At 57.9% G+C, this 26,685-nt stretch carries 27 protein-coding genes; 21 read left to right on the top strand and 6 right to left on the bottom strand.

Translation table 11 applies throughout. From position 1 onward, the window contains the following. Positions 1-463 precede the first annotated feature (463 nt). The 20 genes from I6J26_RS00450 (at position 464) to I6J26_RS00355 (ending at position 19,762) form a co-directional block, all read left to right on the top strand. Positions 464-916, top strand: coding sequence for a hypothetical protein (locus I6J26_RS00450; protein ID WP_239121802.1), 453 nt, complete (start codon positions 464-466; stop codon positions 914-916). 171 nt (positions 917-1,087) lie between these two features. Then, entirely contained in the window at positions 1,088-1,837 is a 750-nt protein-coding gene (locus tag I6J26_RS00445) for a hypothetical protein (protein ID WP_115022274.1), read from the top strand. 127 nt (positions 1,838-1,964) lie between these two features. Continuing rightward, positions 1,965-2,870: a hypothetical protein gene (locus I6J26_RS00440; protein WP_115022273.1), complete on the top strand. Its 906-nt coding sequence runs from the start codon at positions 1,965-1,967 to the stop codon at positions 2,868-2,870. 2 nt (positions 2,871-2,872) lie between these two features. Next, entirely contained in the window at positions 2,873-3,856 is a 984-nt protein-coding gene (locus I6J26_RS00435; RefSeq protein ID WP_115022271.1) for an HAD-IIA family hydrolase, read from the top strand. Next, a complete protein-coding gene (locus tag I6J26_RS00430; protein WP_181815373.1) occupies positions 3,847-4,008 on the top strand; it encodes a hypothetical protein in 162 nt (53 codons plus the stop codon). The genes I6J26_RS00435 and I6J26_RS00430 overlap by 10 nt, the downstream gene beginning before the upstream one ends. Positions 4,009-4,020: 12 nt before the next feature. Beyond that, positions 4,021-4,830 (top strand): TlyA family RNA methyltransferase, encoded by an 810-nt coding sequence (locus tag I6J26_RS00425; protein WP_115022269.1) that lies wholly within the window; start codon positions 4,021-4,023, stop codon positions 4,828-4,830. Continuing rightward, on the top strand, positions 4,827-5,738 hold the full coding sequence (locus tag I6J26_RS00420; protein WP_115022267.1) for an NAD kinase: 912 nt from the start codon (positions 4,827-4,829) through the stop codon (positions 5,736-5,738). The genes I6J26_RS00425 and I6J26_RS00420 overlap by 4 nt, the downstream gene beginning before the upstream one ends. Before the next feature lie 43 nt (positions 5,739-5,781). Further along, positions 5,782-7,458 (top strand): DNA repair protein RecN, encoded by a 1,677-nt coding sequence (recN, locus tag I6J26_RS00415; protein WP_115022266.1) that lies wholly within the window; start codon positions 5,782-5,784, stop codon positions 7,456-7,458. 26 nt (positions 7,459-7,484) lie between these two features. After that, complete coding sequence (gene steA / locus I6J26_RS00410; RefSeq protein ID WP_115022263.1) at positions 7,485-8,669, top strand: putative cytokinetic ring protein SteA; 1,185 nt, start codon at positions 7,485-7,487, stop codon at positions 8,667-8,669. Next, positions 8,669-9,631: a copper transporter gene (locus tag I6J26_RS00405; protein ID WP_115022261.1), complete on the top strand. Its 963-nt coding sequence runs from the start codon at positions 8,669-8,671 to the stop codon at positions 9,629-9,631. Before steA ends, I6J26_RS00405 begins: the two co-directional genes overlap by 1 nt. Further along, positions 9,632-10,270, top strand: a complete 639-nt coding sequence (locus I6J26_RS00400) for an NUDIX domain-containing protein (protein ID WP_115022258.1) — start codon at positions 9,632-9,634, stop codon at positions 10,268-10,270. It abuts the gene before it with no gap. Between the two features lie 41 nt (positions 10,271-10,311). Next, the gene (xerD, locus tag I6J26_RS00395; protein ID WP_115022256.1) at positions 10,312-11,190 is read left to right on the top strand and encodes a site-specific tyrosine recombinase XerD; all 879 of its coding nucleotides are present in this window, start codon (positions 10,312-10,314) and stop codon (positions 11,188-11,190) included. Between the two features lie 110 nt (positions 11,191-11,300). Continuing rightward, positions 11,301-12,398, top strand: a complete 1,098-nt coding sequence (locus I6J26_RS00390; RefSeq protein WP_395858300.1) for a hypothetical protein — start codon at positions 11,301-11,303, stop codon at positions 12,396-12,398. Between the two features lie 142 nt (positions 12,399-12,540). After that, positions 12,541-13,419, top strand: a complete 879-nt coding sequence (locus I6J26_RS00385; RefSeq protein ID WP_181815371.1) for a ParA family protein — start codon at positions 12,541-12,543, stop codon at positions 13,417-13,419. A 9-nt stretch (positions 13,420-13,428) separates the two neighbouring features. Next, positions 13,429-14,226 (top strand): segregation and condensation protein A, encoded by a 798-nt coding sequence (locus tag I6J26_RS00380; protein WP_115022253.1) that lies wholly within the window; start codon positions 13,429-13,431, stop codon positions 14,224-14,226. Positions 14,227-14,246: 20 nt separating this feature from the next. Continuing rightward, a complete protein-coding gene (scpB, locus tag I6J26_RS00375) occupies positions 14,247-14,819 on the top strand; it encodes an SMC-Scp complex subunit ScpB (RefSeq protein ID WP_115022250.1) in 573 nt (190 codons plus the stop codon). Positions 14,820-14,903: 84 nt separating this feature from the next. Next, positions 14,904-15,824 carry a pseudouridine synthase gene (locus I6J26_RS00370; protein WP_115022248.1) on the top strand — a complete coding sequence of 307 codons (921 nt, stop codon included), beginning with the start codon at positions 14,904-14,906 and terminating at the stop codon, positions 15,822-15,824. Then, a complete protein-coding gene (gene cmk, locus I6J26_RS00365; protein WP_115022246.1) occupies positions 15,824-16,534 on the top strand; it encodes a (d)CMP kinase in 711 nt (236 codons plus the stop codon). The genes I6J26_RS00370 and cmk overlap by 1 nt, the downstream gene beginning before the upstream one ends. Continuing rightward, positions 16,527-18,155 (top strand): ribosome biogenesis GTPase Der, encoded by a 1,629-nt coding sequence (gene der, locus I6J26_RS00360; RefSeq protein WP_115022243.1) that lies wholly within the window; start codon positions 16,527-16,529, stop codon positions 18,153-18,155. Before cmk ends, der begins: the two co-directional genes overlap by 8 nt. A 221-nt stretch (positions 18,156-18,376) precedes the next feature. After that, positions 18,377-19,762, top strand: a complete 1,386-nt coding sequence (locus tag I6J26_RS00355) for an anaerobic C4-dicarboxylate transporter (protein WP_115022241.1) — start codon at positions 18,377-18,379, stop codon at positions 19,760-19,762. A gap of 7 nt (positions 19,763-19,769) precedes the next feature. On the opposite strand, the gene I6J26_RS00350 is transcribed toward I6J26_RS00355, so the two are convergent. The 5 genes from I6J26_RS00350 to I6J26_RS00330 form a co-directional block, all read right to left on the bottom strand. Further along, entirely contained in the window at positions 19,770-20,378 is a 609-nt protein-coding gene (locus I6J26_RS00350; RefSeq protein WP_115022239.1) for a response regulator transcription factor, read from the bottom strand. Further along, entirely contained in the window at positions 20,375-21,490 is a 1,116-nt protein-coding gene (locus I6J26_RS00345) for a sensor histidine kinase (protein WP_115022237.1), read from the bottom strand. The genes I6J26_RS00350 and I6J26_RS00345 overlap by 4 nt, the downstream gene beginning before the upstream one ends. Beyond that, on the bottom strand, positions 21,487-22,284 hold the full coding sequence (locus I6J26_RS00340; protein WP_115022235.1) for an ABC transporter permease: 798 nt from the start codon (positions 22,282-22,284) through the stop codon (positions 21,487-21,489). The genes I6J26_RS00345 and I6J26_RS00340 overlap by 4 nt, the downstream gene beginning before the upstream one ends. Positions 22,285-22,297: 13 nt before the next feature. Further along, on the bottom strand, positions 22,298-23,236 hold the full coding sequence (locus I6J26_RS00335) for an ABC transporter ATP-binding protein (RefSeq protein WP_115022233.1): 939 nt from the start codon (positions 23,234-23,236) through the stop codon (positions 22,298-22,300). Positions 23,237-23,323: 87 nt separating this feature from the next. After that, positions 23,324-24,136 carry a class I SAM-dependent methyltransferase gene (locus I6J26_RS00330; protein WP_115024348.1) on the bottom strand — a complete coding sequence of 271 codons (813 nt, stop codon included), beginning with the start codon at positions 24,134-24,136 and terminating at the stop codon, positions 23,324-23,326. Positions 24,137-24,414: 278 nt separating this feature from the next. Between I6J26_RS00330 and I6J26_RS00325 the strand changes: the two genes are divergently transcribed. Then, positions 24,415-25,257, top strand: coding sequence for an alpha/beta hydrolase family esterase (locus I6J26_RS00325; protein ID WP_115022230.1), 843 nt, complete (start codon positions 24,415-24,417; stop codon positions 25,255-25,257). Positions 25,258-25,293: 36 nt separating this feature from the next. On the opposite strand, the gene I6J26_RS00320 is transcribed toward I6J26_RS00325, so the two are convergent. Next, a complete protein-coding gene (locus I6J26_RS00320) occupies positions 25,294-26,544 on the bottom strand; it encodes a site-specific DNA-methyltransferase (RefSeq protein WP_115022228.1) in 1,251 nt (416 codons plus the stop codon). Positions 26,545-26,685: the final 141 nt, after the last annotated feature.

The raw sequence follows: 26,685 nt of genomic DNA, 5'->3' as shown, positions 1-26,685 counted from the left end.
GAGCTGGCTATTGAACACCGCAAGTTGTGCCGTTCCCTTTTGCGAGGCCTCACTCCCATGTAACGTGGTGACAAAATCGATTGAAGGGAAGGGATGGTTCTGTTTGCCTGATGGATTCACATTGTGGGAACTGCCAAGGGGCGGTAATTGGTGCTATGTCCTTGTAGCGCCTCGGGGAACAATTGAATCCTTAACTAAGCAGACCATCTCTGGAGCCAGATTCAATACTGCTGAGGACATCGTCACCGCGGTGGAGGAAGCCGGCGCCCCGCAAGGCTTGCTCTCCAAAGTTGATGCTGCATGTCTTTTTGTTAGGGGAAGCGTTGTATCGCGCGTTAAAGACGTTGACCACACACTGGTTTTCCGGAATGAACCTTCGAAAGGGTGGGAAGAAGACTCATTGCAGCACCTAGTGGCCCGGGAGTCTGTAGCGATTGAGTTTTCGGCTGGAGGAATCTCTCGCGTGAAGCTTTCTAGCGGCTTGAGCAGCGTTGATTTTCTCCCAGTAGACCCGGGTAAACGTCGTGATGGCATCATCAAGCTGATGGAAAACCCTGTATTATCGGGCTGCTATCAGGTCAGCAAGAAGCTCGTGTTTGCCGTGCTTTCGTTCGTCGTTTTGATGTTTGGTCCTGCCATTCGTGAACGGATCGACCCGGTGCTTGCGCCCGTCGCCGAGCGCGTTCCTGACATGCACAGCCGCGGTGAACTGGCCGGAATTGTTCTGGAATTCTTGCAGCTTGATCATGCGATAGCGTTCCTAGCCTCGTTGTTTAGCCCAGTTGGTGCGATTCTCGTTCCCGTAGTTGGGCTCGGTACAGCGTTTCTTGTGGGGTGGAAAGGCGCGAGGAACTCTAGGGCCTACTGGGATGAGCACGAGAAGCGCGTTGGCGCAGTAGCCGCTAAAGCGGAGTGACGATCCTCGGTTGTGACAGCGTGCAGAAGACGGATCGACCATGTACTGCGAGGCATTGATTACTGCGCAGACTGCGGCATCGCATTGCTGGGCGAATAGGGGCCGGTGAGTAGAGACGGCGGTTTAGAATAGCTTTTACAGCTCACCTGTGAGGCATCGAAGGAGCAGGCGGTGAAGTTCACCCAGACGTCCATTCCCTTTACCAATAGATATAACTCGGTCTTCCTGAATGATTTGGAGTCGGTGCCCTACAAGGATAAGCACGAGAATCCGTCACCCTATAATCTTCACAAGGTGTTTGAATCCCAGGGGCCAGTCCCGGACGGTGGAACATTGTTGGAGGGGATTCTCTTTCTCGGAATCATTATGGGAGCCGGCTCCTTCATTTCGTTCATTACGTGGACTGCTAATGGGAGAGAAGTACCGTGGCTGACTATTTTGTGTGCCGTAGGAATCTCCCTTTATCACGTTGTTGACTACGTGAAATGGCGGCTCTTTGTCCGAAAGCTCGCTACCGCGTGGAAGAACGGTTGGATTGATTGCTATCCCGCGCTGATCGGCAGTCTCTACTATGACAAGAAGAATGTAAAGGCTGATAAGGCAAAGTACTTCTATCTCACTACGCTCATGGTGGTAGCGCCCAGCGGTGAGACGCGAACCATCGAAGAGTTTGAGGCACGCTCGGAGAGCCCTCGTCGGTTGATAGCACAAGGCGTGGCTTTGGCTAGCGAGCGCCATAAGATTCGGCTGGATGCTCACCAGCATAATGGATGGACATTTCTTGCTGTTGTACGAGGAAAGCCGTTGGAGCATGGAAGCCTCGAAACTGGACTGGGCCGGCCGCAAGTGGCAGCAGGACTGGATCGTGTCCGCTACGGCTGGCCACTGGACAACGTGGGGCCGCTTCCTGATACCGCCTGAGTGACTGTACGTCGATGGGTGTGGGGCACTTCACTAGCGGCCGAACGTATTGCCGCTTTTGCCGTGGTGACCTGTACACTGGTTCGGTACATACGGACGCGTCTACCGCAGAAAGTGCATGGCTTTAATGTCTGATTCTAAGTCCCGCGACCACGGCCGTGGCCGTGAACGTTCCTCGGATAGCAACCGCGGAAACAACCGCTCTGGGGGCCGCAAGTTTGAAAAACGTGGGGGAGCATCGGGGCGTCGAGAAGAGCGTCGCGGCAACCGTCGCGATGATCGTCGCAACGACCGCAAGGGACATGACCGCGACAAGCACAAGGTCTCCCATCCTCAGCGCTCCGGCTACCGTGAGGAGCGCATTAACCGACGCATGACCGATCCGGATCTGCCCTCCGATATCGATATCACCGATCTTGATCCCTCGGTGCTGCAGGATCTTTCCTCCTTGTCGAAGGAGAATTCTGAGGCTGTGGCCAAGCATCTCATCATGGCAGCCACCTGGCTCGATGATGACCCGCAGTTGAGCCTGCGCCATGCACGTGCTGCAAAGGACCGAGCTGGCCGTGTCTCAGTCGCGCGTGAGATGAACGGCATCGCCGCTTACCGTGCGGGTGAATGGAAGGAAGCTCTTGCTGAGCTGCGCGCTGCCCGCCGTATTTCCGGTGGTCCGGGGCTGCTGGCAGTCATGGCAGACTGTGAACGCGGCTTAGGACGGCCGGAAAAGGCAATTGAGTTGTGGCGCAGCGATAATGCCAAGGAGCTCGCCCCGGAGGACTCCATCGAACTGGCCATCGTTGTTGCCGGTGCACGACTTGATATGGGCCAGGCTGATTCGGCCGTGGTCACCATTCAGCGTGCGCAGCCAAACAGAGATGACACAGGCGTAGCTGCCTGCCGCCTGTCCTACGCCTACGCCAATGCGCTATTGGAGGCCGGCCGTAAGGATGAAGCCAAGGAATGGTTCCAACACGCTACCGACATTGATGAAGGAGACTGGACCGACGCTGCTGAGCGTCTGGCCGAGTGCTAACAATGAGTATTCTCAGAACCCATGATTCGCTTCTGTTGGATCTGGACGGAACCGTCTGGGAAGGTGGTCAGGCGCTGCAGTGCGTCGTAGATGTCATCAATTCGTGCGGTATTCCGGCGGTGTACGTGACCAATAATGCTTCGCGGAGCCCGCAGGCTGTGGCAGAGATGCTGGGCCAGATTGGACTTGATACCGACGCTCAGCACGTCGTGACCTCCGCACAGGCGGCTGTCCGTATGGCGCGTGAGGATCTTCCAGTAGGATCCAAGGTCCTCATCATCGGCGCGGATTCCTTCCGTGCGCTTGCCCGTGATGCAGGGTTCGAGGTTGTGAGCAGCGCGGACGAGAAACCGGCAGCCGTTCTCCAAGGCATGGACAAGTCCGTGGGGTGGGAACAGCTTTCGGAAGGAGCTATTGCTATCAACCAGGGAGCTAAGTTCTACGCTTCCAACCTGGATACGCAGCTGCCTACTGAACGTGGACTGGCTGTGGGCAATGGTTCTCTCGTCGCCGCTATTACGTCGACGACGGGTGTGGAACCAAAATCCGCGGGTAAACCAGAACCTGCCATGTTTACTCAAGCTGCCAAACTCGTCGGCTCGACCAAACCGCTGGCCGTGGGAGATCGACTTGATACCGACATTGCCGGTGGTAACACGGCTGCTATGGATACTTTTCATGTATTGACCGGTGTCTCCAGGGAGCTCGCGCTTATTGAGGCCCCCACGGAGCTTCGCCCCAATTTTGTTGGATCAGGTTTCCACGAGCTGTCTCTTTCAGAGGCCCAGGCGCGTCCCGGAGCCCAGGGAGGATTTATGGCGCGGTATGACGGCTACGACATTGTCCTCCAAGGTGGCAATGAGAAGTCGACGTCGATTGAAGCGCTGCGTACCGTCCTCGAAGTGGCCTGGGCCGGCTCGCAGCCCCCGCGCTACATTCAGCCGCGCAGTGAATTCGCAGAGAAGGCAGTATCTACATGGCAGTAAAGCCACACGATCCACGTGCGGTCCTGGCGCCGGAGGCACTCGACGCCTCTGTGGCCGAGATCCTGCAGGAACCGGCCGACTCCCTCGAGGAGGAACTTAACCAGCTGGATCGGGCACACGCTGTGCTGCGTGATGCCCTCCAAGACAACTGAGGAAAGAAACCCATGCCCCCACAACGCCGCCGCCTCGATGCGGAGCTGGTGCGCCGCAAGATTGCGCGCTCTCGTGAGCACGCCGTTGAGATGATTAAGGCCGGCCGAGTCACTGTAGGTGGTTTCAAAGCCACCAAACCCGCCACAGTGGTAGAACCTGAGGTGTCCATCAAGGTGGAAGCCGTGGAGGGGGACGATTGGGCGTCGCGAGGCGCACACAAGCTCTTAGGAGCTCTTGATGCTTTCGGCGTCGACCTCAAAGGTCGGCGCGTGCTGGATGCAGGGGCATCGACTGGTGGTTTTACCGACGTGTGCCTGCGCAGGGGCGCTGCTGAAGTCCTTTCCGTGGATGTGGGGTACGGGCAGCTTCTGTGGCGATTGCAGAATGATGACCGCGTCACTGTGCTCGACCGTACGAATATCCGCAACCTCACCGTGGAGCAGACCGGGGGGCTGTGTGACGCCATGGTGGGGGACTTGTCCTTCATCTCCCTGAAACTGGTCTTGCCTGCCATTACCGAGTGTATGGCGGAGGGTGCGTGGCTTTTGCCCATGGTCAAGCCGCAGTTTGAAGTAGGCAAGGACCGCATCGGTTCTGGTGGAGTCGTGCGGTCGCCAGAACTGCGGGCGGAGGTCACTAAGGACGTGGCTATCTATGCCCAGAGGTTGGGGCTTAGTGTGAAGGGCGTGGCAGCATCGCCGCTACCGGGGCCAAGCGGCAATGTAGAGTACTTCCTCTGGCTGGTCAAAGACGGGATGTCGACACCAGAGGATAAGCTAGACGCGATGATCCACACGGCCATTGAGGAGGGACCACAGTGAGCAGAATTGTGGCTGCGGAGGCCAGCGCGCGCCGCGAAATACTTCTTGTCCCGCACGCTAGCCGTGAAGACAACCTTGCGGCTACGCACCGAGCAGCAGAACTGCTGCAAGAGGCGGGCATCAAGGTTCGTGTCTGTGCCGCTAGTACAGTGCTGCCGGGGCTCCAGCACGTCAAGCACACACCAGCGGCAGCGGAAGGCTGCGAGTTGGTTCTGGTCCTCGGCGGGGATGGCACCTTCCTGCGCGCCGCGGATATGGCTCGTGCTGTGGATGTCCCAGTCCTGGGCATCAACTTAGGGCATGTGGGTTTCCTTGCTGAGTGGGAAGCCGAGTCACTGGATCGCGCACTTGTGCGGGTTATCGAGCAGTCCTATGACGTGGAGGACCGTCTGACTATCGACGTTGCCGTCTTTGACGCCGAAGGCGAACTTCGCCAGCGCGGATGGGCGCTTAATGAGGCATCGATAGAGAACCTCAACCGCTCTGGCGTTCTTGATGCGATCCTGGAGATTGATGGCCGCCCGGTGTCGTCGTTCGGCTGTGATGGCGTGCTTATTTCCACCCCGACTGGCTCGACGGCGTATGCCTTCTCCGCTGGTGGGCCGGTGTTGTGGCCGTCGCTGGATGCCATTCTCGTTGTTCCTAACAATGCGCATGCGCTGTTTACCAAGCCACTTGTGGTCTCACCTGATGCGCAGGTGGCAGTGGAATCAGCTTCGGCTACGACTCCAGCCGTAGTCATCCTCGATGGCTTCCGTGAAATTTCAATGCCACCCGGTGCACGCGTAGAAATCGTGCGTGGAGGTCGTCCCGTGCGCTGGGTGCGCCTCGACGATCAGCCATTCACGGATCGCCTCGTCTCCAAATTGCGTCTGCCTGTCGAAGGCTGGCGGGGGCCGAGGCGCTAGAGTATCCCTACTAGAGTGACGCAGTACAAGGAGGAAGACCTACGTGCTCGTTGATATCAGCATCGCTGACCTCGGAGTAATTGAGAGCTCCTCAGCAGAACTCTCCGATGGTCTCACTGTGCTCACCGGTGAAACCGGAGCGGGCAAAACCATGGTGGTTACTGGCTTGCGCCTTCTAGCGGGTGGGAGGGCCGATGCCTCCCGGGTACGCGATGGTGCCGCGAAAGCGGCAGTTGAGGGACACTTTTCTTCGCGCTCACCAGTAGTGGCGCAGGTGGTTGAAGAAGCCGGGGGAGAACCGGATGAAAACGGCGAATATATTGTCTCCCGCACGGTATCAGCTGCAGGACGCTCCCGCGCTTACTTGGGCGGGCGCGCGGTACCAGCAGCCACACTAGGGGAGTTCGCTTCCCACCTCATTACTGTTCATGGCCAAAATGACCAGCTCCGGCTCCTGTCTCCTGATCAACAACTCGCTGCTATCGATAAGTTTGAACCCGGCATAGAGAAGGTGCGTACCTCATATACGGAAGCTTTTAGTCACTGGCGCTCCTTGGCCAAGGACTATCGCAAGCGCACCGAATCGCGCCGCGAAATGGCTCAGGAGGTTGACCGCCTTCACTTCGCCATTAACGAAATTGCGGAGCTTGACCCAGAGCCGGGCGAGGACGCGGAGTTGGTCACCCTCATTCGACGGCTCCAGGACGTCGATGCTCTTCGTGAGGCCGCGGCGACGGCCCTGACCGCTCTGGACGGTGGGGAAGGGTTCGGCGATGAAGACACTGCGGTCAACCTCGTGGGCGCCGCTGAATCTGCATTAACCGGAAGCAGCGATGAAACACTCGCGTCGTTGGCCGCGCGCCTCAGTGAGGCCACGGCGCAGCTCACGGACATCGCCGCTGAACTCACCACCTACCTCAGCGATCTTCCCGCAGACCCCAGACTTTTGGAAGAATCGCTGCAGCGCCAACAAGACCTCAAGCGGCTTACCCGTAAGTATGCCGCCGATATTGACGGAGTGTTGGCCTGGCGCGAATCTGCCGAATCGAAGCTCGCGACGCTCGACACGTCCACTGAAGCTCTGGAAGCCCTCAAGAAAAAGGTGATGGAGGCGGAAAAGGACATGGTGGCGAAGGCAGAGAAGCTCAGCGCCGCCCGCACCAAGGCAGCTAAAAAGCTTGGAGCGCAGGTTACCGAAGAGATCCACGGCCTAGCCATGCCGAATTCCACTCTGACGGTAACGGTCAACAAGGCTAAGTATTCCAAAACGGGCGCGGATGAAGTCGAATTCCAGCTCAATGGCAAACCTTTGGCGTCGGCAGCTTCGGGCGGTGAGCTCTCCCGCGTCATGCTCGCCATGGAGGTTGTTCTGGCCAGCGGCGATGACACGACTTTGGTTTTCGACGAGGTCGACGCCGGCGTTGGTGGGCGGGCGGCGGTGGAAATTGGGCGTCGGCTAGCACGGCTCTCCACGACTAATCAGGTCATTTGCGTCACCCACCTGCCCCAAGTCGCGGCCTATGCGAACTCTCATCTGCACGTGTCTAAGGAGAAATTCACCTCCGGCGTGGCAGATCTTAGCCCCGAAGAACGCGTCGAGGAGCTTGCGCGAATGCTCGCGGGACTTGATGACACTGCGACTGGCCGCGCGCATGCACAGGAGCTCTTCGACCGTGCACAGGCAGAACTAGCAGACTTCCGCGCGCCTTCCACACATTGAGCCTTTAACAGGGGAAACTGTCATTCATGAGTCTGTTTTCCCGTAATACCGATCTGCCTGGAGAACACGGCGCGCTCCGTGATTGCACCCCAGGCGGAAAGGGCATGAAGAAGTTCAGCGCCGGTGATTTCGCCGTCATCAACGCAGCCAACATCTCCCGGCAAGAGGCCCAGACCCTCGTCGATATGAAGCCGGCGGCCGTGATTAATGTGGCTGAATTCTCCACTGGTTCTATCCCCAACTATGGTCCGCACATGCTTCTCGACGCCGATGTGACCCTCATCGAGGGTGTCGGCGAAGACTTTGTGGCACACTTCAAGGATGGCAAGAAGGCCCGCCTGACCGAGGACGGCACCGTATATGCGGGCGACACTCAGTTGGCAACAGGGACCGTCGTAACCCGTGACCGGGCCGAGAAGAACTTTGCCTCCGCCCAGCAGCAACTCATTGATCACATGGAGGCCTATTTCGGTAACTCCATCGAGTTCATTCATTCCGAGGGCCCGCTGCTGATCGACGGCCTCGGCGTCCCCGATGCTGGATCCGACATGGCGGGCCGCAAGGTACTTATTGTCTCGCCCACTGAGGAACATCGCAAAAAGCTTTCCCTGCTGCGTAACTTCATCCGCGAATACGAGCCCATCATCATCGGCGTTGATGCTGCAGCCGACACAATTGTGGAGCTGGGCTACCAGCCGCATTTCATTGTGGGCAATCCTTCCGACGTCAGCTCTGAGACCTTGCGGGGAGGCGCCCAGGTAATCCTGCCTGCGGAACCGGACGGCACTGCCGAGGGCCTTGAGCGTATTCAAGACCTAGGCATAGGTGCCATGACGTTCCCGGCTGCTACAGACTCGGCCACGGATCTCGCACTGTTGCTGGCGGATTATCACGATGCCCAGATGATCGTGCAGGTCGGCGGTGCGCTCGACCTTGATGACATCTTTGCCGACAAACCTAATGCCACCCCGGCGGCACTGTTGTCGCGCATGAAGGCTGGTACCCGCTTAGTTGATGCCGAGGCTGTTATCAACCTCTACACTGCGCCGAGTTCCGGGGCCATGGGCTGGCTGTGGGCCCTTCTTGGCATCCTTGTCGCCCTCGCTGTGGTGATCCTCATCGTGGGCCTTGGCGGAGATGAGTCATTCCTGCAGAATCTCATTGACACCTGGAATAACTTTGCGCTTAGCGTCCAGGGGTGGTTTAAATAATGGCTTCGCCTAAGTCGCTTCTCGTCGCTGGCCTGGGCTTTGGTACGGCGCTCGGCGTAGCTTTGGGCACACTGCTTATCGCGCCGAATATGGACTCCACTCCAGGCGTTGGTCAAGCTGGCTCTCACGACGAGGTACGTGAGAAATATGCCGAGCTAGTGGTCGAAAACGAGATTCATGAGGCCCAGCTGGATTCCGCAGACTCTGTCTTGCGCGATCTTAACCGGTTTATCGTCGATGGTTCTTTGGTGCAGCGCCCAGTCATGGTCATTAGTACTCCGGACGCTAAAGAACCGGACGTGAATGCGGTGAAGGATTTGCTGAAGTCCGCCGATTCGACGAACGCCGGCCACATCACTCTCACCAGAAAGTTTGTCGATCAGGGTTCTGCTGACAAGCTGCTGTCCTTAGTGACGAACACGCTTCCGGCGGGCGCCAAGCTAAGTGAAAAGACGGTTGACGCCGGTACGCACTCGGGAGAAGCTTTGGCGGCTGCTCTCATGCTGGATCCGAAGAGTACTGAGCCGTTGGCCTCCGTGGATGACCGGGCCACCCTTTTGCGTGCGCTGCGGGAAGCTGGCTATATCGACTACGAGGACGGCACAATCGTGCCTGCCCAAGCGGTCATTGTTGTCGGCGGCCGCCAGACCGCTAACGATAGCGAGGAAGATGCTCCGGCCCGGTACGCCATCGATACGACAGTGAAGTTCCTCGAAGGATTCGATTCCGTTGGCACGGCAACCGTTTACGCAGGTCAGGTGAAGGCCGCCGGAAACGGAGGCGCGCTGGAGAAGCTGCGTAAGGCCAAGACGGAAATTACTACTGTGGATTCCATTGATCACCCGGTGTCCCAGATGGCTGCCGTTCTTGCGGTCAAGGAACAGCTTGAGGGCGGACAAGGTGTATACGGCGCCGCTGCCAACGCGCAGAATGCCGCACCAGCGTTGCCGAAGGACCTGTAAATGGCTCATCAGTTTCGCACAGTAGGTACCGAGCAGCTTCTCGACGCTCCCATTATCGCCGTTCGCCGCGATGACGTCGTCATGCCCGGCGAGGTCGTCGCCCAGCGCGAAGTAGTAGAACACCTAGGCGCCGTCGCCGTAGTGGCCCTGGATGACAGCAATCGAGTGGCCATGGTGGAGCAGTACCGCCACAGCGTGGGCCGGCGCCTGTGGGAGTTGCCCGCAGGGCTTCTCGACGTCAAAGGGGAGGACGAACTCACCGGTGCCCAGCGCGAACTGCAGGAAGAAGCTGGCCTAGCCGCCTCCCAATGGGGCGTACTCACCGACTTGGTAACGTCACCTGGTTTCTGCGAGGAAGCAGTGCGAGTGTTTCTGGCCCGTGGTTTGTCCCAAGTGGACAAGCTCGATGCCGAAGGCGATGAAGAAGCCGACATGGGCTTTGCGTGGGTAGACCTTGAAGATGCCGTGGAACGCGTCCTGTCAGGCAAGATTGTGAACTCCATTGCCGTGGCAGGAATTTTAGCCGCGCATGCCTGCGTCAGTGCTGGCCGAACGACACGGTCAGTGGACTCGCCCTTTGATATCCGCCCGCAGTCGATGGCCGGTCGGCGCTTAGGCCCCGACCTCAAAAAGCTGTGAGCGGTGATACTCCGGCCCAGTCGGCAGGGCACGCCTGGCTTATGCATCTCATGGTGGAGAAAGGCGCATCGAAGAACACGGTGAGTAACTACCGCCGTGACATCAACCGCTACATCACGTGGTTGGCTGAGCTCGGCATAACGGACCTGCGGCACGTCCAGCGTCCCCATGTTGAGAACTATCTGGTCTATCTGCGTGAATCGCTTGCGCAGTCTTCCGCTAGCCGTGCACTCATCGTCGCTCGCGGTCTACACAAATTTGCTCTGGCAGAGGGGCTCATCGACAGCGATGTGGCGGCAGAAGTATCGCCGCCCAAACGTGCGCAGCACCTGCCGGAAACGTTGAGCGTGGACGATGTTGATACGCTCCTGAGCGCCATCCCTACAGACGACGCCGCCACGCCCATCGACATCCGTGACCGCGCCTTGCTGGAGATGCTCTATGGCACCGGTGCGCGAATCTCCGAGGTTATTTCCTTGAACGTCGATGACGTGACGGGCGAGGGGCCGCGCTCAGTGCGGGACATCCTCATGCTCAGCGGCAAAGGCGACAAGCAGCGCCTAGTGCCCATGGGGTCACATGCGGTCAAGGCGGTGGAAGACTATCTCGTTCGTTCACGACCAGTCCTGTCTACAGGTACGTCTCATTCGCTGTTTCTCAATACTCGCGGTAAATCATTGTCGCGCCAAAGCGCTTGGGCCGCGATCAAGTCAGCTGCGGAGCGTGCCCAGCTTAAGACCACTATTTCTCCGCATACCTTGCGCCATTCCTTTGCTACCCATTTGCTGGAAGGCGGTGCGGACGTTCGCACCGTCCAAGAGTTGCTGGGGCATTCCTCAGTAACGACCACCCAGATTTACACTCACGTTACTGCCGATTCACTCCGTGAGGTTTGGCGTACCGCCCATCCCCGCGCCTAAAATCGCGGCAGCTATTCCTTTGAACCACTCCAAACTGAAAGATCCCTATGCCTCAATTTGCATCGTTTCATCGCCGTTTCGCTGCCGCCATAGCCGCTGGGTGCCTCACTATGCTTCCCGTGGCAGCGTCCAACTGGGGTGATGGTGTGGTTGCGCACGCGCAGGATGCCACGATTCCGGTCCCGGCTGGTCAGACCACGACGGTTTCTCTGCCTGTGCCCGTCGACGTCAACATGGCCGCCGATGGCTGGACCGTCTCCGCTTCCGGTGGTTCCGCCACGGTCACCGCTCCCGCCGCTGGCGGACAAATTAGCGTCCCTGTGACCTACCAAGGCGTCACCATGACATTCTTGTTGGTCGCTGATGAGAACGTTACCGGTCAAGACCTCAATGACGCCGCGGCCGATGGTGATCCAGAAAGCCTAGGTGGGCCCGATGGCGCAGCCGCGCCTGGCGGCGACCTAGGCCAGGGCAGCGACCCCGCCCTTGGCGCTCACCCTGACGGGGAATCTGGCGCAGATTCGGGTTCCGGTGAGCGCGAAGGGCGGGAGGCTGATGAAGGAGAAGGTGGCACCGCCCCTGGCGCTCACCGTGATGGAGATTCTGACGCCGATCCGCGTTCCGGTGAGCGCGAAGGGGGAGAGGCCGGGCACGGCCAAGCACAGACACCGCATACGGGTCGCGGCTGGGAAGGCGTGGATGATTCTCATACCGAGTACGTCAATCTCGAATCCACCATCGACGGGCAAACCATCACCGCAAAGCTTGGCTTCAAGCAGGCGATGGATCTGTATAACCGCTTCAAGCACCTCGACGATGATGGCGTGACTCTGCGCTATCTCAATGCGCAGGGAGAGTTCGTAGAAGGCGTCCAACGCGACATCGACAAGGCTTCTAGGACAATGACTTTGACTTACCCGGAGGGAAAGACTCCCGACAACCCCTTCATCATGCAGTTCGTTCAGAAGGAATCACAGTCCGCTGAACTTGTTGTGACGCTGACAGATCCCACTACAGCCATCGCAGAAGGAGTTCCGGCTGACCAGCAACTGGGTGCGGATGGACAAGACAATGCCGAAGGAAAAGGTCCGGATGGTGAGGGAAACAGCACTGGTAAGCTCATCGCTGCATTTGGCGGCCTGGGTCTTGTGGCTCTTGTCGCTGGTCTTGTGTTCTGGCGCTCACGTGGCCGAAAGTCTAGTCACTAGGCTTTATCTCAGTATTATTGCTGGCTATAATCGCGGGGCGGGTGCCCAAGGGGGTACTCTGTAATCACAACGATGTAAGAAGGCGGCGTGGGCATGCGCTGCGGGCCAGACGTGAGAGGCCATGTAGGTCAAGGAAGCAGGTGTGACTGTGAGCGACGAGGGACTGTTTGAGGCCTCGGAGGCACAGGTCGGTTTGACCGGCCGCCCACTGCGGGAGCTGCCGGAACCGGAGCCACTGGAAAAGCATGGGCCCGCCACCATTATTTCGATGTGCAACCAGAAGGGTGGCGTGGGAAAAACCACCTCGACCATCAACATGGGAGCTTGTCTGGCTGAGCTCGGCCGTAAAGTCCTTCTCGTTGACTTGGATCCGCAGGGCGCCCTGTCCGCTGGTTTGGGTCTTACGCATGATCAGATTGGTGACACCATCTATGACGTCATGCTGGATAGCGACGTTTCGGTGCATTCCGCCATCGTGCATACCAGCGTCAACGGGCTGGACTTGGTCCCAGCCAACATCGATCTTTCTGCAGCAGAGATTCAAATGGTCAACGAGGTCGGCCGGGAGCATACGCTGGCTCGCGCATTGCGTCCTGTACGCAGGGAATATGACTTCATCATCATTGACTGCCAGCCTTCCCTGGGCCTGCTCACCGTCAACGCACTGGCCTGCTCTCAAGGCGTCATCATTCCCATGGAATGCGAGTTTTTCTCCCTGCGTGGTCTAGCACTGTTGACGGACACCGTGGAGAAGGTGGCCGATCGTATTAACTTTGACCTTGAGGTCATGGGCATCCTTGTCACCATGTTTGATCGCCGTACCCGTCACGCGCGTGAGGTTATGGATCGCGTGGTTGAGTACTTCGGCGACAAGGTCTTTGACACCGTCATTACTCGGACGGTTCGCTTCCCCGAAACCTCCGTTGCCGGTGAGCCGATTACGTCGTGGGCGCCGAGCTCGCAGGCAGCGAAGCAATACCGTGACTTGGCCAAAGAGGTCATTGAGCGAGCCACCGTTTAGTGTGCCCGTATGACGCAACCGGAAATCACCGGCTTTCGTATCGCGCTGGGTAACTTTGAAGGTCCCTTTGACCTTCTTCTCCAGCTCATCCAAGCGAAGAAGCTCGATGTCACTGAGGTGGCACTATCTGAGGTCACCGATGAATTTGTGGCGTATACCCGAGCACTTGGGGAAACCGCGGATTTGGATGAAACAACTGAGTTCCTTCTCATCGCGGCGACGTTGCTCGACCTCAAAGCGGCCCGCTTGCTTCCACGCGGTGACGTGGATGACCTCGAAGACCTTGAGCTACTAGAAACCCGCGACCTGCTTTTTGCTCGCTTGCTGCAATATAAGGCCTATAAGCAGGTTGCGGACCAATTCGCCCAGTGGCAGCGTCAAGCCCAACGCCGTTACCCACGTGCTGTAGCGATGGAGGAACGCTTCAACGAGCTTCTGCCACCGGTAAAGCTCGGACATACCCCAGCTAGTTTTGCGGAACTTGCTGCCAGTGTCTTTCGGCCCAAACCACCTGAGGAAGTGGCAACCGGCCACATCCATCAGGTGGCGGTCTCCGTGCCGGAGCAGGCAGGAAAGATTCTCGGCACACTCAAGATGTTGGGCTCTGGTCAATGGATGAGCTTTGACGCGTTGACAAGGGATTGCACGGTGTCCATGGAAATCGTCGGCCGTTTTCTCGCATTGCTCGAGCTGTATAAAGCCAAGGCTGTTGATGCCGTTCAGGAGGAATCCCTTGGGCCGCTCGAGCTGGCATGGACCGGACTCGATGTGGATCCTGCCGTAGTGGCGGCAGCTAACTGGGACTAAGAAAGGTACGCTACCCAGTCATGGACGCCCACACAGAAGGCACGGCTTTACCGCTTATCTCTCAAATGCGCTCGCGCGTGGAATCCATCCTGTTAGTGGTGGATTCACCAGCAAGCGTCGAGGCCTTAGCACGTGCGCTTGACGCGGAGACCACCGTGGTCAGTGATGTTCTCCGCAGCCTACAGCGCGAGCTCACCGAGCGCGGCTCCGGTATTGATCTACGTGAAACCCCTGAAGGGTGGCGCTTCTACACCCGCAAAGAAAACGCTGATGCCGTAGAGCAGTTTGTTCTCGATGGAACACAAACCAAGCTCTCGCGTGCAGCTTTGGAGACTTTGGCCGTCATTGCCTACCGCCAGCCGGTTACTCGTGCCCAGGTAGCCGGTGTGCGCGGTGTCAATGTCGATGGTGTGGTCCGTACCCTCTTGATGCGTGGTCTGATTCGCGAGCTGGAAGGTACCGAAGGGCTAGCCCATCAGTACGAAACAACTGAACTCTTTCTTGAGCTTCTCGGCATTGACACGCTAGAACGCCTTCCTGACCTTGCGCCGCTGCTGCCGGACATCGAACAGATCGATGAGGACTATTCATAACGTTCCACTCTGGGGTAGGATTGCGCGCAGACCACGGTGCCTTGTGCACTGCAAATTGAAGAACTATTGAGAGGACACAATTCCGTGACTCCACCCGCTCGCCGCGATGGCACACCGGAAAAGAAGCAGCGAGACAGCGACATGATTGTCTCCAACGCTAAGCCGGCCCGTCATCAGCACGTCAAAAAGAAAAAGGCCACCGCAGACTCCGTCGCTCGCGACTTGGGTGCTGATTGGCTGATAGACGGCAACGACAAGAAAAACTCCCAGAACCAAGGAGAACGCCTCCAAAAGGTCCTGGCTAAGGCTGGCGTAGCATCGCGCCGCCACGCAGAAATCCTCATCGACCAGGGCCGCGTAGAAGTCAACGGCCAGGTCATCATCACGCAGGGCACTCGCGTGAACCCGAATAAGGACGTCATCCGCGTTGACGGCACCCGCATCAACGTCAACGAGGAAACCCAATACTTCGTTCTTAACAAGCCTCGCGGCATGCAGTCCACGATGTCTGATGACATGGGTCGTCCCTGCGTGGGCGATGTCGTGGCTGATCGTGTTGTGTCGGGTCAGCGACTTTTCCACGTCGGCCGCCTCGATGCGGATACTGAGGGCCTTCTGCTGCTCACCAACGACGGTGAGCTAGCAAACCGCCTCATGCACCCGAAGTATGAGGTCACCAAGACCTACCTTGCCACAGTGCTGGGAGAAGGCGACAAGAAACTTGTCCGCCAGCTTCAGGAGGGCATTGAGCTCGAAGATGGCCTCGCCAAAGCGGACTATGTGCAAATCGTGGATAAAAATCAGGGCTACTCCCTCGTTCGCGTCGAACTGCACGAGGGCCGCAAACACATCGTGCGCCGCATGCTGAAGGAAGCTGGCTACCCAGTCCAGCGCCTCGTACGCACCAAGCTCCACACGGTGCAGCTTGGCGATATGAAGCCGGGCTCCCTGCGTGCTCTGAACTCGAACGAATTGACCAGCTTGTACAAGGCGGTGGGGATGTAATGATTTCAAACATGCCAAACCAGGGTCTCATCGTGGCCGTCGATGGCCCCTCCGGCACGGGCAAGTCCACGACCTGCCGCGCGCTGGCCAAGCGCCTAGACGCCAAATACGTCGATACCGGTGCCATGTACCGCGTAGCGACCCTCGCCGTGTTGCGCGCAGGCGTGGATCCTGCAGATACTGCAGCGGTTATTAACGCCACTACCAACCTTCCTTTGGACGTCTCGGATGATCCGGATTCCACCCAGGTCATCTTTGATGGTGAGGACGTTTCCCGAGTCATCCGTGAGGACGAGGTCACTCGAAACGTCTCCGCCGTTTCTGCCATTCCGGAGGTACGCCAGAACCTCGTTGAACTGCAGCGCAGCCTGGCAGCTAAGGCTCACCGCGCTATCGTGGAGGGCCGCGATATCGGCACTGTGGTGCTTGCGGACGCACCGGCCAAGGCGTTTATGACGGCATCGGCCGAGGTGCGCGCACAGCGCCGCCATGACCAGAATCTTGCAGCTGGAATTGAGTCCGACTTTGACTCCGTGCTTGCCGCCGTTGAACGGCGCGACGCCGCGGATTCTTCCCGCGCGACCTCACCGTTGCGTCCAGCTGAGGATGCTGTTCTCGTCGATACTTCCGACATGTCCCGCGAAGAAGTGCTTGATGCCCTCGTGGCTGTTGTTGAAAAGTCAGCCTTGAAGGAGGCCTCCCATGACTAACGAACCGCAGAACCCGAATCAGGCCCCAGACCGCGAGCCCGAGGAGTTCGAGACGGAGTTCCATTACCCGGTGGGCAAGCTGGAGGAAGAAGTCGTGCGCGATCCGCATGGCGGTTGGGCTCCGGATGATTTCGACTCAGACGAGTTTGACTATGAATTCGATGAGTCTGAGTTCGACGACTCCGAATTCGGTGAAGCCGATTTCGGTGATGACGAGGATGAAGCTGACAGCGAAGCCCCGCTGAGCGAAGAAGAGTGGGCAGCTCTGTCCTCCGAATTTGGCGTCGATGATGGCCATACGGAGGAGAACCTCTGCACGGTAGCTGTCGTGGGACGCCCGAATGTGGGTAAGTCTTCTCTGGTGAACCGCTTTTTGGGGCGTCGAGAAGCAGTGGTGGAGGACCACCCTGGTGTCACCCGTGATCGCGTCTCCTACGTGGCGGATTGGAATGGCCAGCGCTTCTTCGTCCAAGACACAGGCGGTTGGGACCCCAACGTCAAGGGCATTCATGCCGCCATTGCGCGCCAGGCAGAGCAGGCCATGGCCACTGCCGACGTGATCGTCTTCGTCGTCGACACCAAGGTCGGCATCACCGAGACGGACGCGGTTATGGCCCGTAAGCTGCAGAAATCCGAAGTGCCGGTCATCCTCGTATCGAATAAATTCGATTCGGAGACGATGTATGCCGACATGGCGGAATTCTACGCACTGGGCTTAGGCGATCCGTGGCCGGTTTCTGCACAGCACGGCCGCGGCGGCGCCGACGTCCTTGATGAGATCCTGCGTCTGTTCCCGGAGGAGCCACGTAACTCCTCAATTACCTCTGGTCCGCGCCGCGTCGCACTTGTGGGTAAACCTAACGTGGGCAAGTCCTCGCTTCTTAACAAGCTGACCTCGGAGGAGCGTTCCGTTGTCGACAACGCCGCCGGCACCACCGTGGACCCGGTGGATTCGCTCGTGCAGTTAGATGAGCGTCTGTGGAAGTTCATCGACACTGCAGGACTGCGCAAGAAGGTCAAAAACGTTCAAGGCCACGAGTACTATGCCTCCCTGCGCACCCGTGGCGTCATCGATGCGGCTGAGGTATGCATCATGCTTATCGACGCCTCCCAGGAAGTCTCCGAGCAGGACCAGCGCGTCCTTAACATGATTCTGGAGGCCGGTAAGGCCCTCGTCATCGCCTTCAACAAGTGGGATCTGGTTGATGAGGATCGTCGTTACTACTTGGACCGCGAAATTGATGAGAACCTGCGCCACCTACCGTGGGTCACTCGCGTCAATATCTCTGCAGAGACTGGCCGCGCCCTGCAGAAGCTGGAACCGGCGATGATTGAGGCACTGGACAGCTGGGACCAGCGCGTTTCCACGGGCCAGCTCAATAACTGGATGCGCGAGGCGATTGCTGCCAATCCGCCGCCGATGAACAACAACCGCCTCCCGCGCGTGCTGTTTGCCACCCAGGCATCAACCCAGCCGCCCACGATCGTGCTGTTTACCACCGGCTTCCTCGATGCTGGCTACCGCCGCTACCTGGAGCGTAAGTTCCGCGAACGCTTTGGTTTTCATGGTTCTCCGGTGCGCATTGCGGTGCGCGTGCGCGAGCGTCGTCAACGCCGCTAGTCGCCCGAAATTGGCGTGGGCTCCCCGCATGGGGTGAGGTTCTGGTGTGGGCCTCGAACTTAACAGTATGCCCGTTACGCTGGGATTATACACGAGAACGGGGCGAATTGAGCACTCCAGTGAGTGTGATAATTCGCTCCCATTTCCGTTTATGTCCGCACGTTTGGATACGGATATGGTGAAGCCAGTGCATTATTCAATCTTTATCTGAAGGGCGTGGCATGTTAGCGAGCGTCATTGCACCAGATTCAGTTCTGGCAATCATTCTCCAAGTCATCATCATCTTGGGAGCACTGCTCTTAGGCACCCGATACGGCGGCATTGGCCTTGGTCTCATCTCGGGTATCGGCCTGTTGCTGATGGTCTTTGTTTTCGGGCTTGCTCCAGGTGAACCACCGGTGTCGGTCATGCTCACGATCATCGCCGTCATCGGGTGCGCTGCGACACTCCAACAGGCCAAAGGCTTGGAAGTAATGATGCAATTTGCCGAAAAGATTCTGCGAGCTCATCCAGAGCGCATCACGATTCTCGCTCCTCTGACGACGTGGTTCCTCACTGTTCTCTGCGGTACCGGCCACGTGGTGTACACGATGTTCCCGATCATTGAGGATATTGCTCTTAAGAAAGGCATTCGCCCGGAGCGTCCCATGGCTGTGGCATCGACCTCAGCACAGATGGGTATCACCGCATCACCAGTGTCGGTAGCAACGGTGTCTCTCGCGTCGATCATCGCGGAGAACGCCGGAGTGATCGATAAGGCCTATTCCATTCCGCAGATTCTGATGGTGGCCATCCCGGCCTCACTGTCTGGTGTCATCCTCGCCTCTTTATGGTCACTGCGCCGTGGCAAGGATTTGGATAAGGACCCTGTCTTCCAAGAGAAGATGAAGGACCCAGAGTTTGCAGCGCGCATTAATGAGAGCACTGGCTCGCTGTTGAATGAGGTCTTTACCAAAGAAGCTAAGCGCTCGGTGGTTGTGTTCTTGGCGGCGATTGCTGCAGTCGTCGCGCTCGGCGCCTTCGAATTCCTGCGTCCACTGGTCCCGGGGAAAGACGGTGAGCTGAGTCCGCTGTCAATGAACCTCGTTATTCAGATGCTCATGCTGGTTGCCGGTGCGATTATTCTACTGAGCTGCCGGGTTGAACCTTCCAAAATCGCTTCAACCCCGGTGTTCAAGGCCGGAATGACTGCGGTGTTCTCCGTCTTCGGTGTGGCCTGGATGGCGGATACTTTCTTCCAATCACACATTGAAGCTCTCGAAGCCAACCTGGGTAGTGTGGTCGAAGCAGCCCCATGGGCTTATGCGGTAGTCCTCGTCATCGTGTCCAAGCTAGTGAATTCCCAGGCAGCTGCACTTGTTGCTATTGCTCCTATTGGGCTACAGCTAGGCATTGACCCGGCGATCATCGTAGGTTTCTACGGTGCTGCCTATGGTTACTTCATTCTGCCGACGTATCCTTCAGACCTAGCCTGCATCGGCTTCGACCGTACTGGAACGACGCGTATCGGCAAGTTTGTCATCAACCACTCCTTCCTAATCCCCGGCGCGATTTCAGTCGTGACCTCTTGTGTGGTTGGCTCTCTACTCGCTCAGGTCTTGCTCTAACGAGTTCTTAAATCCAACCGTTGGTTTCCGCCCGCCGGGCGGCCTCAAAGCGGTTGGTCGCTCCCGTCTTGGACATGATGGCGGAGATATGGTTACGCACGGTGCCGCCGCTGAGATGCAGCTGTGCTGCGATGGCGGTGGAGCCCAGTCCGTGTACAAGTAAACGGCACACTTCGATTTCCCGCTCGCTGAGAGGATTATCCGGGGCAAAGAGGATGTCTTGAGCCAGTTGCGGATCGATGACCCGCAGGCCTGAATGGACGCGTCGAATGGCGTCGGCCAGCTCGTCTGGGGGTGTGTCTTTGACGAGGAAACCGTCGACGCCTGCCTCAAGTGCGCGTTTGACGTAGCCGGAACGCCCAAAAGTGGTGACGATGAGGCTCCGGCAATCAGTAGCGGCGATCGTTTTAGCAGCATCGATGCCGTTCATGCCCGGCATCTCAATATCGAGAATCGCCACATCAACGCGGTGCTTAGCGACGAGGTCGGCGACCTCGACGCCGGATGAACACCCAGCAACGACTTCAATGTCCGGCTCGGTATTAAGTAATGCTGTTAGTGCTCCTCGAACGAGCGACTGGTCTTCGGCAATGAGCACCCGAATGGGAGATGTCATGTGTGGGGAACCTCCTCGATATGGCGGACGCCATCAAGAGTAAGCAAGACAGAGGTGAACCCCTCCGCACGCTGAATGATGAGGTCTCCACCGACATCGTGGGCTCGGCGGCGAAGACCACCGAGGCCCGTAAGGCCCGCAGCAAGCGCTCGGGAAGCGTCTTCGGTAAAACCGTCTCCATTATCGGTGACCTGAAGGGAATTCTCACTGAGGAACACCCAGCAGTGCGAAGCCCCAGAATGGCGTACGACGTTGGTTGTGAGCTCACGCAGCGCCCATGAGAACAAGTCTTCATGTGCCCGTGGAGAGATAAGAGTTTCAGGAAGGTGGGGATGGATGTCGGCAGTTTCTAAGATGCGGCGTGCGGCTTGGATTTCGCCGGCGAAGGTGGGGTTCTTCATGCGGGTGACGGTGGACCGTACCTCTGCGAGGGAGGTGCGCGACAGAGAACTGATGTCATCAAGCTCGGCTGCGGCTTTGGCTGGATCACGGTCGATAAAACGGCGCGCTACCTCAGCTTTAAGATTGATAGCGGTCAAGGTGTGGCCGAGGAGATCATGGATATCGGCGGCGATGTCTTCGCGTTGTTGGGCCAAATCCAAATCATGTCTTAAGGCTGTTTCGGTGTCTTCGCGCTGAGATAACGTGCCGAGGACCAAGATAAGCAGGGGCCAGCCAAAGAGAATGATCGCCAGGTCGATAAAGCTTGGGCGGGCGAAAAACCACGCGGGGATACTAGCGACAATTCCAGTGAGAGCGATGATGGACGACGCTATCTTCAGCGGCTGGGTGAAAGCGACCAAGGCTCCAAGATAGGGTACGAAGCATACAGCCCACACGCCGTACGAAGGAATCGCGGCAAGTGCGAGCACAGCGAGTATGCCCCACCGGAGAGCCACTTGACGCTCTAGGGACCACCCGCGCGGGACGGTATGAAGGGTACCGAAGGAAACAAAGTACGTGACGCAAAATACCGCGGTGATGGCAACGGCCCAGAGGCGTTGTGCCGTGGAATATGAGGGCAGAACAAGGATCTGCACCAGCCCAATGAGAAGAAAGAGCAACCAAATGGCGGAGAAGACAGCGTCCCGCAGCTTGAAATCACGCATCATGCTCGGTTCTTGTCGCGGTTGCGAAGAAGCAAGCAGAACCCGACGAAAACCACTGTCCATATAGCGATGTTAACCCATGCGTACCAGAGTGGGTCCTCAATGAAGTTACGCTCACCGTTGATCATCTGGGCACCTTCGGATAGAGGCCACCGGGCAAGTGCCTGTGCGCCGTACATGGGGGTAAATCGACCTACCTCAAGCAGAGATTCTTTGAGTGGCATAAAAACGTTTCCCGCGAAAGCGAGAATGACGATGCTGGAGGTAGCGATGGAGACGGTGTTCTCCGATGGGATGAGCATGGCACAGGCCATACCGTAGAAACCGAACGGGATGGCACACACCGCAGTAATGAGAAAGGAGAATGCCCACTGGTCTGGTTGCATCGTTGCCTTGGTGAGCCCACCGGCGAGGAAGACAGCAGCTATGGGCAGGATGGCGCGGACCGCGATGTTGAGGACGTTGGCAAGACCAAGCTGAGATGCCCGGAGGGGAGTGAGCGCCAGTTGACGGCCCCATCCGGCCCGGTTTTCCGCAACCATGGAACCAGCTGCCCCAACGGCACCAGTAGCGCCGGCGTAGAGCGCCATGCCAATCATGACGAGAGCCGCGACGTTTCCACCGTTGAATTCGGTATCGCCATATTCCTGCATGGCGCCGAAGAGCATGTAGAAAATGACGGGCAGGCCGATGCTAAAAAAGAGCGTGGGCAGGTCACGGCGCAAGCGCTTTAAGTCGTGGGCCGCGTATTTCAAGGCCGTACTAAGCGTGGGTGTAGCAGAAGTGGTGATGCTCATGACGGATGACTCCTTAATGGGTAATGGTGTCCGGAGAAGCGCCGGACAGCTCAAGGAACGAGTCCTCGAGGCTGTGGCCAGTAATGGTGATGTCGCGCGCTGTGGTTTCAGTGAGCAGGTAGCGGGCTACCGCGTCAGAATCGCGGGTAGTGATATTGAGGCCAGTGTCTGTGGCCACTTGATGGAGAACTCCTGGTAAAGGTTCGTTCAGGAGACGTTTCGGCACGCCATCAGGGAAGGTGGCCTGGATAGTGCGGGTGGAGTTTGCGTTGCGGATGTCTTCAGTGCTGGCGTCAGCGTGTATCTCGCCTTTGTTGAGCATGACGATGCGCTGCGCAAAAGAGTCGGCTTCTTCGAGGTAATGAGTCGTCAGCAGGATGGTTCTTCCGGCTTTGGCTTCCTCTCTCATGGTTTCCCAGAAGTGGCGGCGGGCACCAGCGTCCATGCCGGCCGTTGGTTCGTCGAGCAACAAGAGCATCGGATCACCCAACAGAGCCAATCCGAAACGCAGGCGTTGCTGCTCGCCCCCGGAGCATTTACCTACCCGGCGTGACAGAATGCCACCTAGATTAGCGCGCTCGATGATCTCCTCGTATGGGCGGTGAGAGGGGAAGGCAGCGCCGAGGAGTTCCAAAGTTTCCTTCACAGTGATGTCCGGAAGGAGTCCTCCTGCCTGCATGACAGCGCCGATGCGCCCGGTTTTCACAGCGGTGTGCGGGGCTTGGCCGAAGACCTTGATGGTGCCTGCTGTCGGGGTAGTCAGCCCCAAGATGAGATCAATGAGCGTGGTCTTTCCTGCGCCGTTGGTGCCGAGTAGGCCGACGATTTCTCCCTGGTGGATGGTAAGGGAGACGTCGTGAAGCGCGCGTACAGGGCTGTGGGAAGAAGCGTTGAAGGTTTTGCTGATTCCGGAGACTTCGATGGCCGGGGGTGAGGTATGTGTCGTGCTCATACTTTCACGCTAAACACGCAAGGAACCTACAGCGTAGCCATGGCGTCATGAGTTTCGCATGACAGTTGTCATGGTTGCAGAAGTCAGCTACTCGCCGGGGCGGGCAAGGACGAAGGCATCGGTGCGGTAGGGAATAGCCAACTCTTGTCCGGGGTGAAATCCCATATGTTCAAAGAGGTACCAGTTGAGGTTGTAGGTCATGCGCTCGTGAATCTTCTCATCGTTGCGCAGCCAATAGGACCGGGTATGCATGAGCTGATGAAGTTGCTCCGGTGTGAGGGTGTGCTTCCACGTCAGACGCAGTTCTTCGCGTATCTCCCACGGCGGGGCAATGGTGGGGTAGAAACCGGGACGCTGCACGTCACCAGAGTGCATGATGCGGGATAGACGCAGAATCCATGGGTCCGCTCCGACATCGATAGTGTTCCACACCAGAACTACTCGGCCACCCGGGCGCAAGACACGATCAAACTCGGCACACGCACGTTTTTCATCTACCCAATGCCAGGTCTGGGCGCAGGTAATAGCGTCGAGCGAGGAATCACTGAGCGCAGTCTCCTCTGCCGTGGCCCGCCAGCAAGGCACAGCCAGACGAGTGAGCACGCGGGCCATGTCCGGGGAGGGGTCGCTGGCATAGACCTCGGGATTGCTCAGCGTTTCAGTGAGCTTTCCGGTTCCCGCACCGATGTCGAGTACCGTGTGCGCAGTGCTGATGAGTGCGGCTACCTCGTCCGGGTAGCCCGGGCGCACGTCATGGTAGGTATCGGCCCCATGGGCAAAAGCACGCGCGGAACGTGCGCGCTGCTGCGAGGTCCGAAACGACGGTCCTTGCTGCGCAGATGCCTTGCGGTAGCTGGGATAGTTCTCCGGGCGAGGATGTGGGGAACTGGTGGTGGCCATAATGCCTTTAAAGATACCGCGCCGCTTCGTGATCTTAAGCACCGACCTGTTACTTTGTAGAGGTCATAGTTCAAGAATCAACAGTAAGGGGTCAGGCACCCGTGAAGACGCGCGGCGAGGAAAACCAGCGGCCGCGTTTTTTGCGTACCGTCTGCGCTGCTTTATCAGTTGCCGCCTGTGCGGGCGCGCTTGGTGCCTGCGGGGGACATGACGATGCCCCTCCGGCCCCCACCAGCCCGGCTACATGGACCAATGATCTCGGCGTCCCCCTTTCGCCGATGCTTGTGGGCCCAGAACCTGGCGAAACCAAGAACATAAGGCTGTCTTCGGGGCGAACCTTTTTACTCCATGTGCCCGCTGATTACTCTCCTGAACGTTCCTGGCCAGTGCTACTCGCATTTCATGGATGGAACGATAGCCCTGAAAACATGGAGGGCTACACGCAGTTTGATGCGGCGGAGGCCATCGTGGCGTATCCCCAGGGAGTAGACAAAGCATGGTCGCCGGCGCCCTACGCGACGACGAGTGCCGAAGAAGATCTAGATTTTGTCCATACTATCGTTGACAGCCTGCGATCGACGTACAGCGTGGATGATGACGCGATTTTTGCTGCTGGATTGTCTAATGGTGGGGGATTCGCGGCGTTCTTAGCCTGCCGCATGCCGGGCACATTTCGCTCCGTGGCAACAGTATCGGCGGCGTACTACGAGGGCATCCACTCGGAGTGCTCAGAGCAGCCTGTGGGGCGCCTCGACATCCATGGGACCGATGATCCCGTTGTTAACTATGAAGGTGGAGTGCGCCACGGGACTGCCTACTTTTCTGTGACGGAGGTCATGAACCAGCACCAGAAACGCAACAAGTGCGTGGGTGATGTTCAAACCGTGCGTCTGACTAACGGCGCGGTCAAAGAGACTTGGACCGGCTGCCAGGCACCGTTGCAGCACATTCGTATTGAAGGAGGCTCACACGTGTGGCCTGGGCGGCCAAGTAGGGATAAACCCGAGGTTGGACGCGGATTCGCCACCGACACGGTGTTGGATTTCTTCGGAATTCCCGGCCGGCCGGAAGGCACCGAGGAACACGGCGTAGCCGAGGCCTCCCAGCGCCCAGCCGATTAAACGTAGCGGGGGGGGGAGGTGAGGCTTGCGACTTTTTCAGGGTTCTTCAGGGATGAAGCGAATCTGGTCGAACTCGAGGCCCTCCACTGCTTGCACACGGGCTAGACAAATATCTGCCACTGTGCCAAAACCAGCACGACGAGCTGCGCTCGAGGCTTCGGTTGGCTGCGCTATTTGTACGAGGTGGACGCTGCGATGGCCACCGTCGTCTCGGTTGAGCTCAGCCACGGCCTGGGCCGTGGTGCCAGAACCAGCGAAGAAATCGAGGACTACGGCGTCAGGACCGCTAGCAATGGCGATGAGATGTTTAATGAGTCGTACGGGCTTGGGAAAATCAAAGGTCCCTTGGACACCAAGGGCCTCTTCGGCGTCCTTGCGCCCGGTACGGGTGACACCGAAGCGCTCGCCATCAAGAATGGACCGTGGACGAGCGCCCTTCTTTTCATAATTCTTGGTGTAGACGAAGCCACGTCGAAAAACTAGCTCTTCATATTGCTCTGCCACCTTGTCCTTGCCCCAGCGCCAGCGTGCAACCTGACTGTTGCCCTCGGGTTGGTGGGGCCAATAGTCGCGGCCATCGGGGCCCGTAATGGGGAAGTCAAGGGATGGAAGATAACCCAGGGTTTTGGAGTCGAGGCGTACGAGTGAGTAGTTTCCTCGTTCATCACTGTGGTTATACCGCGTTGTGGTTTGTGCCTGCGCATCGAGATTGAATCCTGGATTGGAGGCAGACTTGGCGTAGCACAGCACATACTCGTGCTCGACGATGGCGTACTTGGAGTCATTCTTGCCGGTTCCGCCCTTCTTCCAGATGAGCTGGCCAGCAAAGCAATCCTCGCCAAAAACCTCATCCATCATAAGCCGGAGATGAGCCACTTCGGATTCACCAATAGAGACGAAAATGAAGCCATTCTTCGACAGTACGTCACGTGCCAAGATGAGCCTAGGCAGCATCATGGACAGCCATTCTGAATGCCATTGGCCGAAATGCTCTGAGCGCATGTCGCGACGCTGGCGAAAGTTGTCTCGGTAGACGAAGTCCTTACCAGTATTGTAAGGAGGATCAATATAGATAACGTCTGCCTGAACACTGCGAGCAATAAAGTCCTTAAGGGCATCGAGGTTATCGGCAATGGTGACAGAGTTCGGGCTGGCGCCAGTGCCCTTGACGACCTCCCTCTTAGCCTTAACTTCTTCGTGTACTCGGGCAGCAGCGTCATCTTTGCCAGGCCATGTGAGTCCGAAAAAGGAACCGGTGGTTGCGGGGAAGGACCTAGGTGAAGGCATAATGCTGAAAAATTTCTTATGAAAAATCGCTATTAGAATTGCTTGCACGCCTGCACATCCTGCGGTGCACCCTAGGATGTCGAAGCTGGAGAACTCAGCGCAGGAGCTAGATGTCGCATCCGTGCGGCAGTGCTGAGATTA

It is taken from the genome of Corynebacterium minutissimum (assembly GCF_016889765.1).
Lineage (GTDB): Bacteria > Actinomycetota > Actinomycetes > Mycobacteriales > Mycobacteriaceae > Corynebacterium > Corynebacterium minutissimum_B.
The sequence above is the reverse complement of the archived record's forward strand: the minus strand, read 5'-3'. Positions and strand labels throughout refer to the sequence as shown.

What these genes read in the sequence shown, in the direction of transcription:
- I6J26_RS00430 (WP_181815373.1), top strand. Translation starts at nt 3,847, where the DNA reads ATGGCAGTAAAGCCACACGATCCACGTGCGGTCCTGGCGCCGGAGGCA.
- I6J26_RS00320 (WP_115022228.1), bottom strand. Translation starts at nt 26,544, where the DNA reads ATGCCTTCACCTAGGTCCTTCCCCGCAACCACCGGTTCCTTTTTCGGA.
- I6J26_RS00405 (WP_115022261.1), top strand. Translation starts at nt 8,669, where the DNA reads ATGGCTTCGCCTAAGTCGCTTCTCGTCGCTGGCCTGGGCTTTGGTACG.
- I6J26_RS00350 (WP_115022239.1), bottom strand. Translation starts at nt 20,378, where the DNA reads ATGACATCTCCCATTCGGGTGCTCATTGCCGAAGACCAGTCGCTCGTT.
- I6J26_RS00435 (WP_115022271.1), top strand. Translation starts at nt 2,873, where the DNA reads ATGAGTATTCTCAGAACCCATGATTCGCTTCTGTTGGATCTGGACGGA.
- I6J26_RS00340 (WP_115022235.1), bottom strand. Translation starts at nt 22,284, where the DNA reads ATGAGCATCACCACTTCTGCTACACCCACGCTTAGTACGGCCTTGAAA.
- xerD (WP_115022256.1), top strand. Translation starts at nt 10,312, where the DNA reads ATGCATCTCATGGTGGAGAAAGGCGCATCGAAGAACACGGTGAGTAAC.
- I6J26_RS00440 (WP_115022273.1), top strand. Translation starts at nt 1,965, where the DNA reads ATGTCTGATTCTAAGTCCCGCGACCACGGCCGTGGCCGTGAACGTTCC.
- I6J26_RS00400 (WP_115022258.1), top strand. Translation starts at nt 9,632, where the DNA reads ATGGCTCATCAGTTTCGCACAGTAGGTACCGAGCAGCTTCTCGACGCT.
- I6J26_RS00425 (WP_115022269.1), top strand. Translation starts at nt 4,021, where the DNA reads ATGCCCCCACAACGCCGCCGCCTCGATGCGGAGCTGGTGCGCCGCAAG.
- I6J26_RS00390 (WP_395858300.1), top strand. Translation starts at nt 11,301, where the DNA reads ATGCTTCCCGTGGCAGCGTCCAACTGGGGTGATGGTGTGGTTGCGCAC.
- I6J26_RS00330 (WP_115024348.1), bottom strand. Translation starts at nt 24,136, where the DNA reads ATGGCCACCACCAGTTCCCCACATCCTCGCCCGGAGAACTATCCCAGC.
- I6J26_RS00380 (WP_115022253.1), top strand. Translation starts at nt 13,429, where the DNA reads ATGACGCAACCGGAAATCACCGGCTTTCGTATCGCGCTGGGTAACTTT.
- scpB (WP_115022250.1), top strand. Translation starts at nt 14,247, where the DNA reads ATGGACGCCCACACAGAAGGCACGGCTTTACCGCTTATCTCTCAAATG.
- I6J26_RS00355 (WP_115022241.1), top strand. Translation starts at nt 18,377, where the DNA reads ATGTTAGCGAGCGTCATTGCACCAGATTCAGTTCTGGCAATCATTCTC.
- der (WP_115022243.1), top strand. Translation starts at nt 16,527, where the DNA reads ATGACTAACGAACCGCAGAACCCGAATCAGGCCCCAGACCGCGAGCCC.
- I6J26_RS00335 (WP_115022233.1), bottom strand. Translation starts at nt 23,236, where the DNA reads ATGAGCACGACACATACCTCACCCCCGGCCATCGAAGTCTCCGGAATC.
- cmk (WP_115022246.1), top strand. Translation starts at nt 15,824, where the DNA reads ATGATTTCAAACATGCCAAACCAGGGTCTCATCGTGGCCGTCGATGGC.
- I6J26_RS00325 (WP_115022230.1), top strand. Translation starts at nt 24,415, where the DNA reads ATGCTTGTGGGCCCAGAACCTGGCGAAACCAAGAACATAAGGCTGTCT.
- steA (WP_115022263.1), top strand. Translation starts at nt 7,485, where the DNA reads ATGAGTCTGTTTTCCCGTAATACCGATCTGCCTGGAGAACACGGCGCG.
- I6J26_RS00345 (WP_115022237.1), bottom strand. Translation starts at nt 21,490, where the DNA reads ATGATGCGTGATTTCAAGCTGCGGGACGCTGTCTTCTCCGCCATTTGG.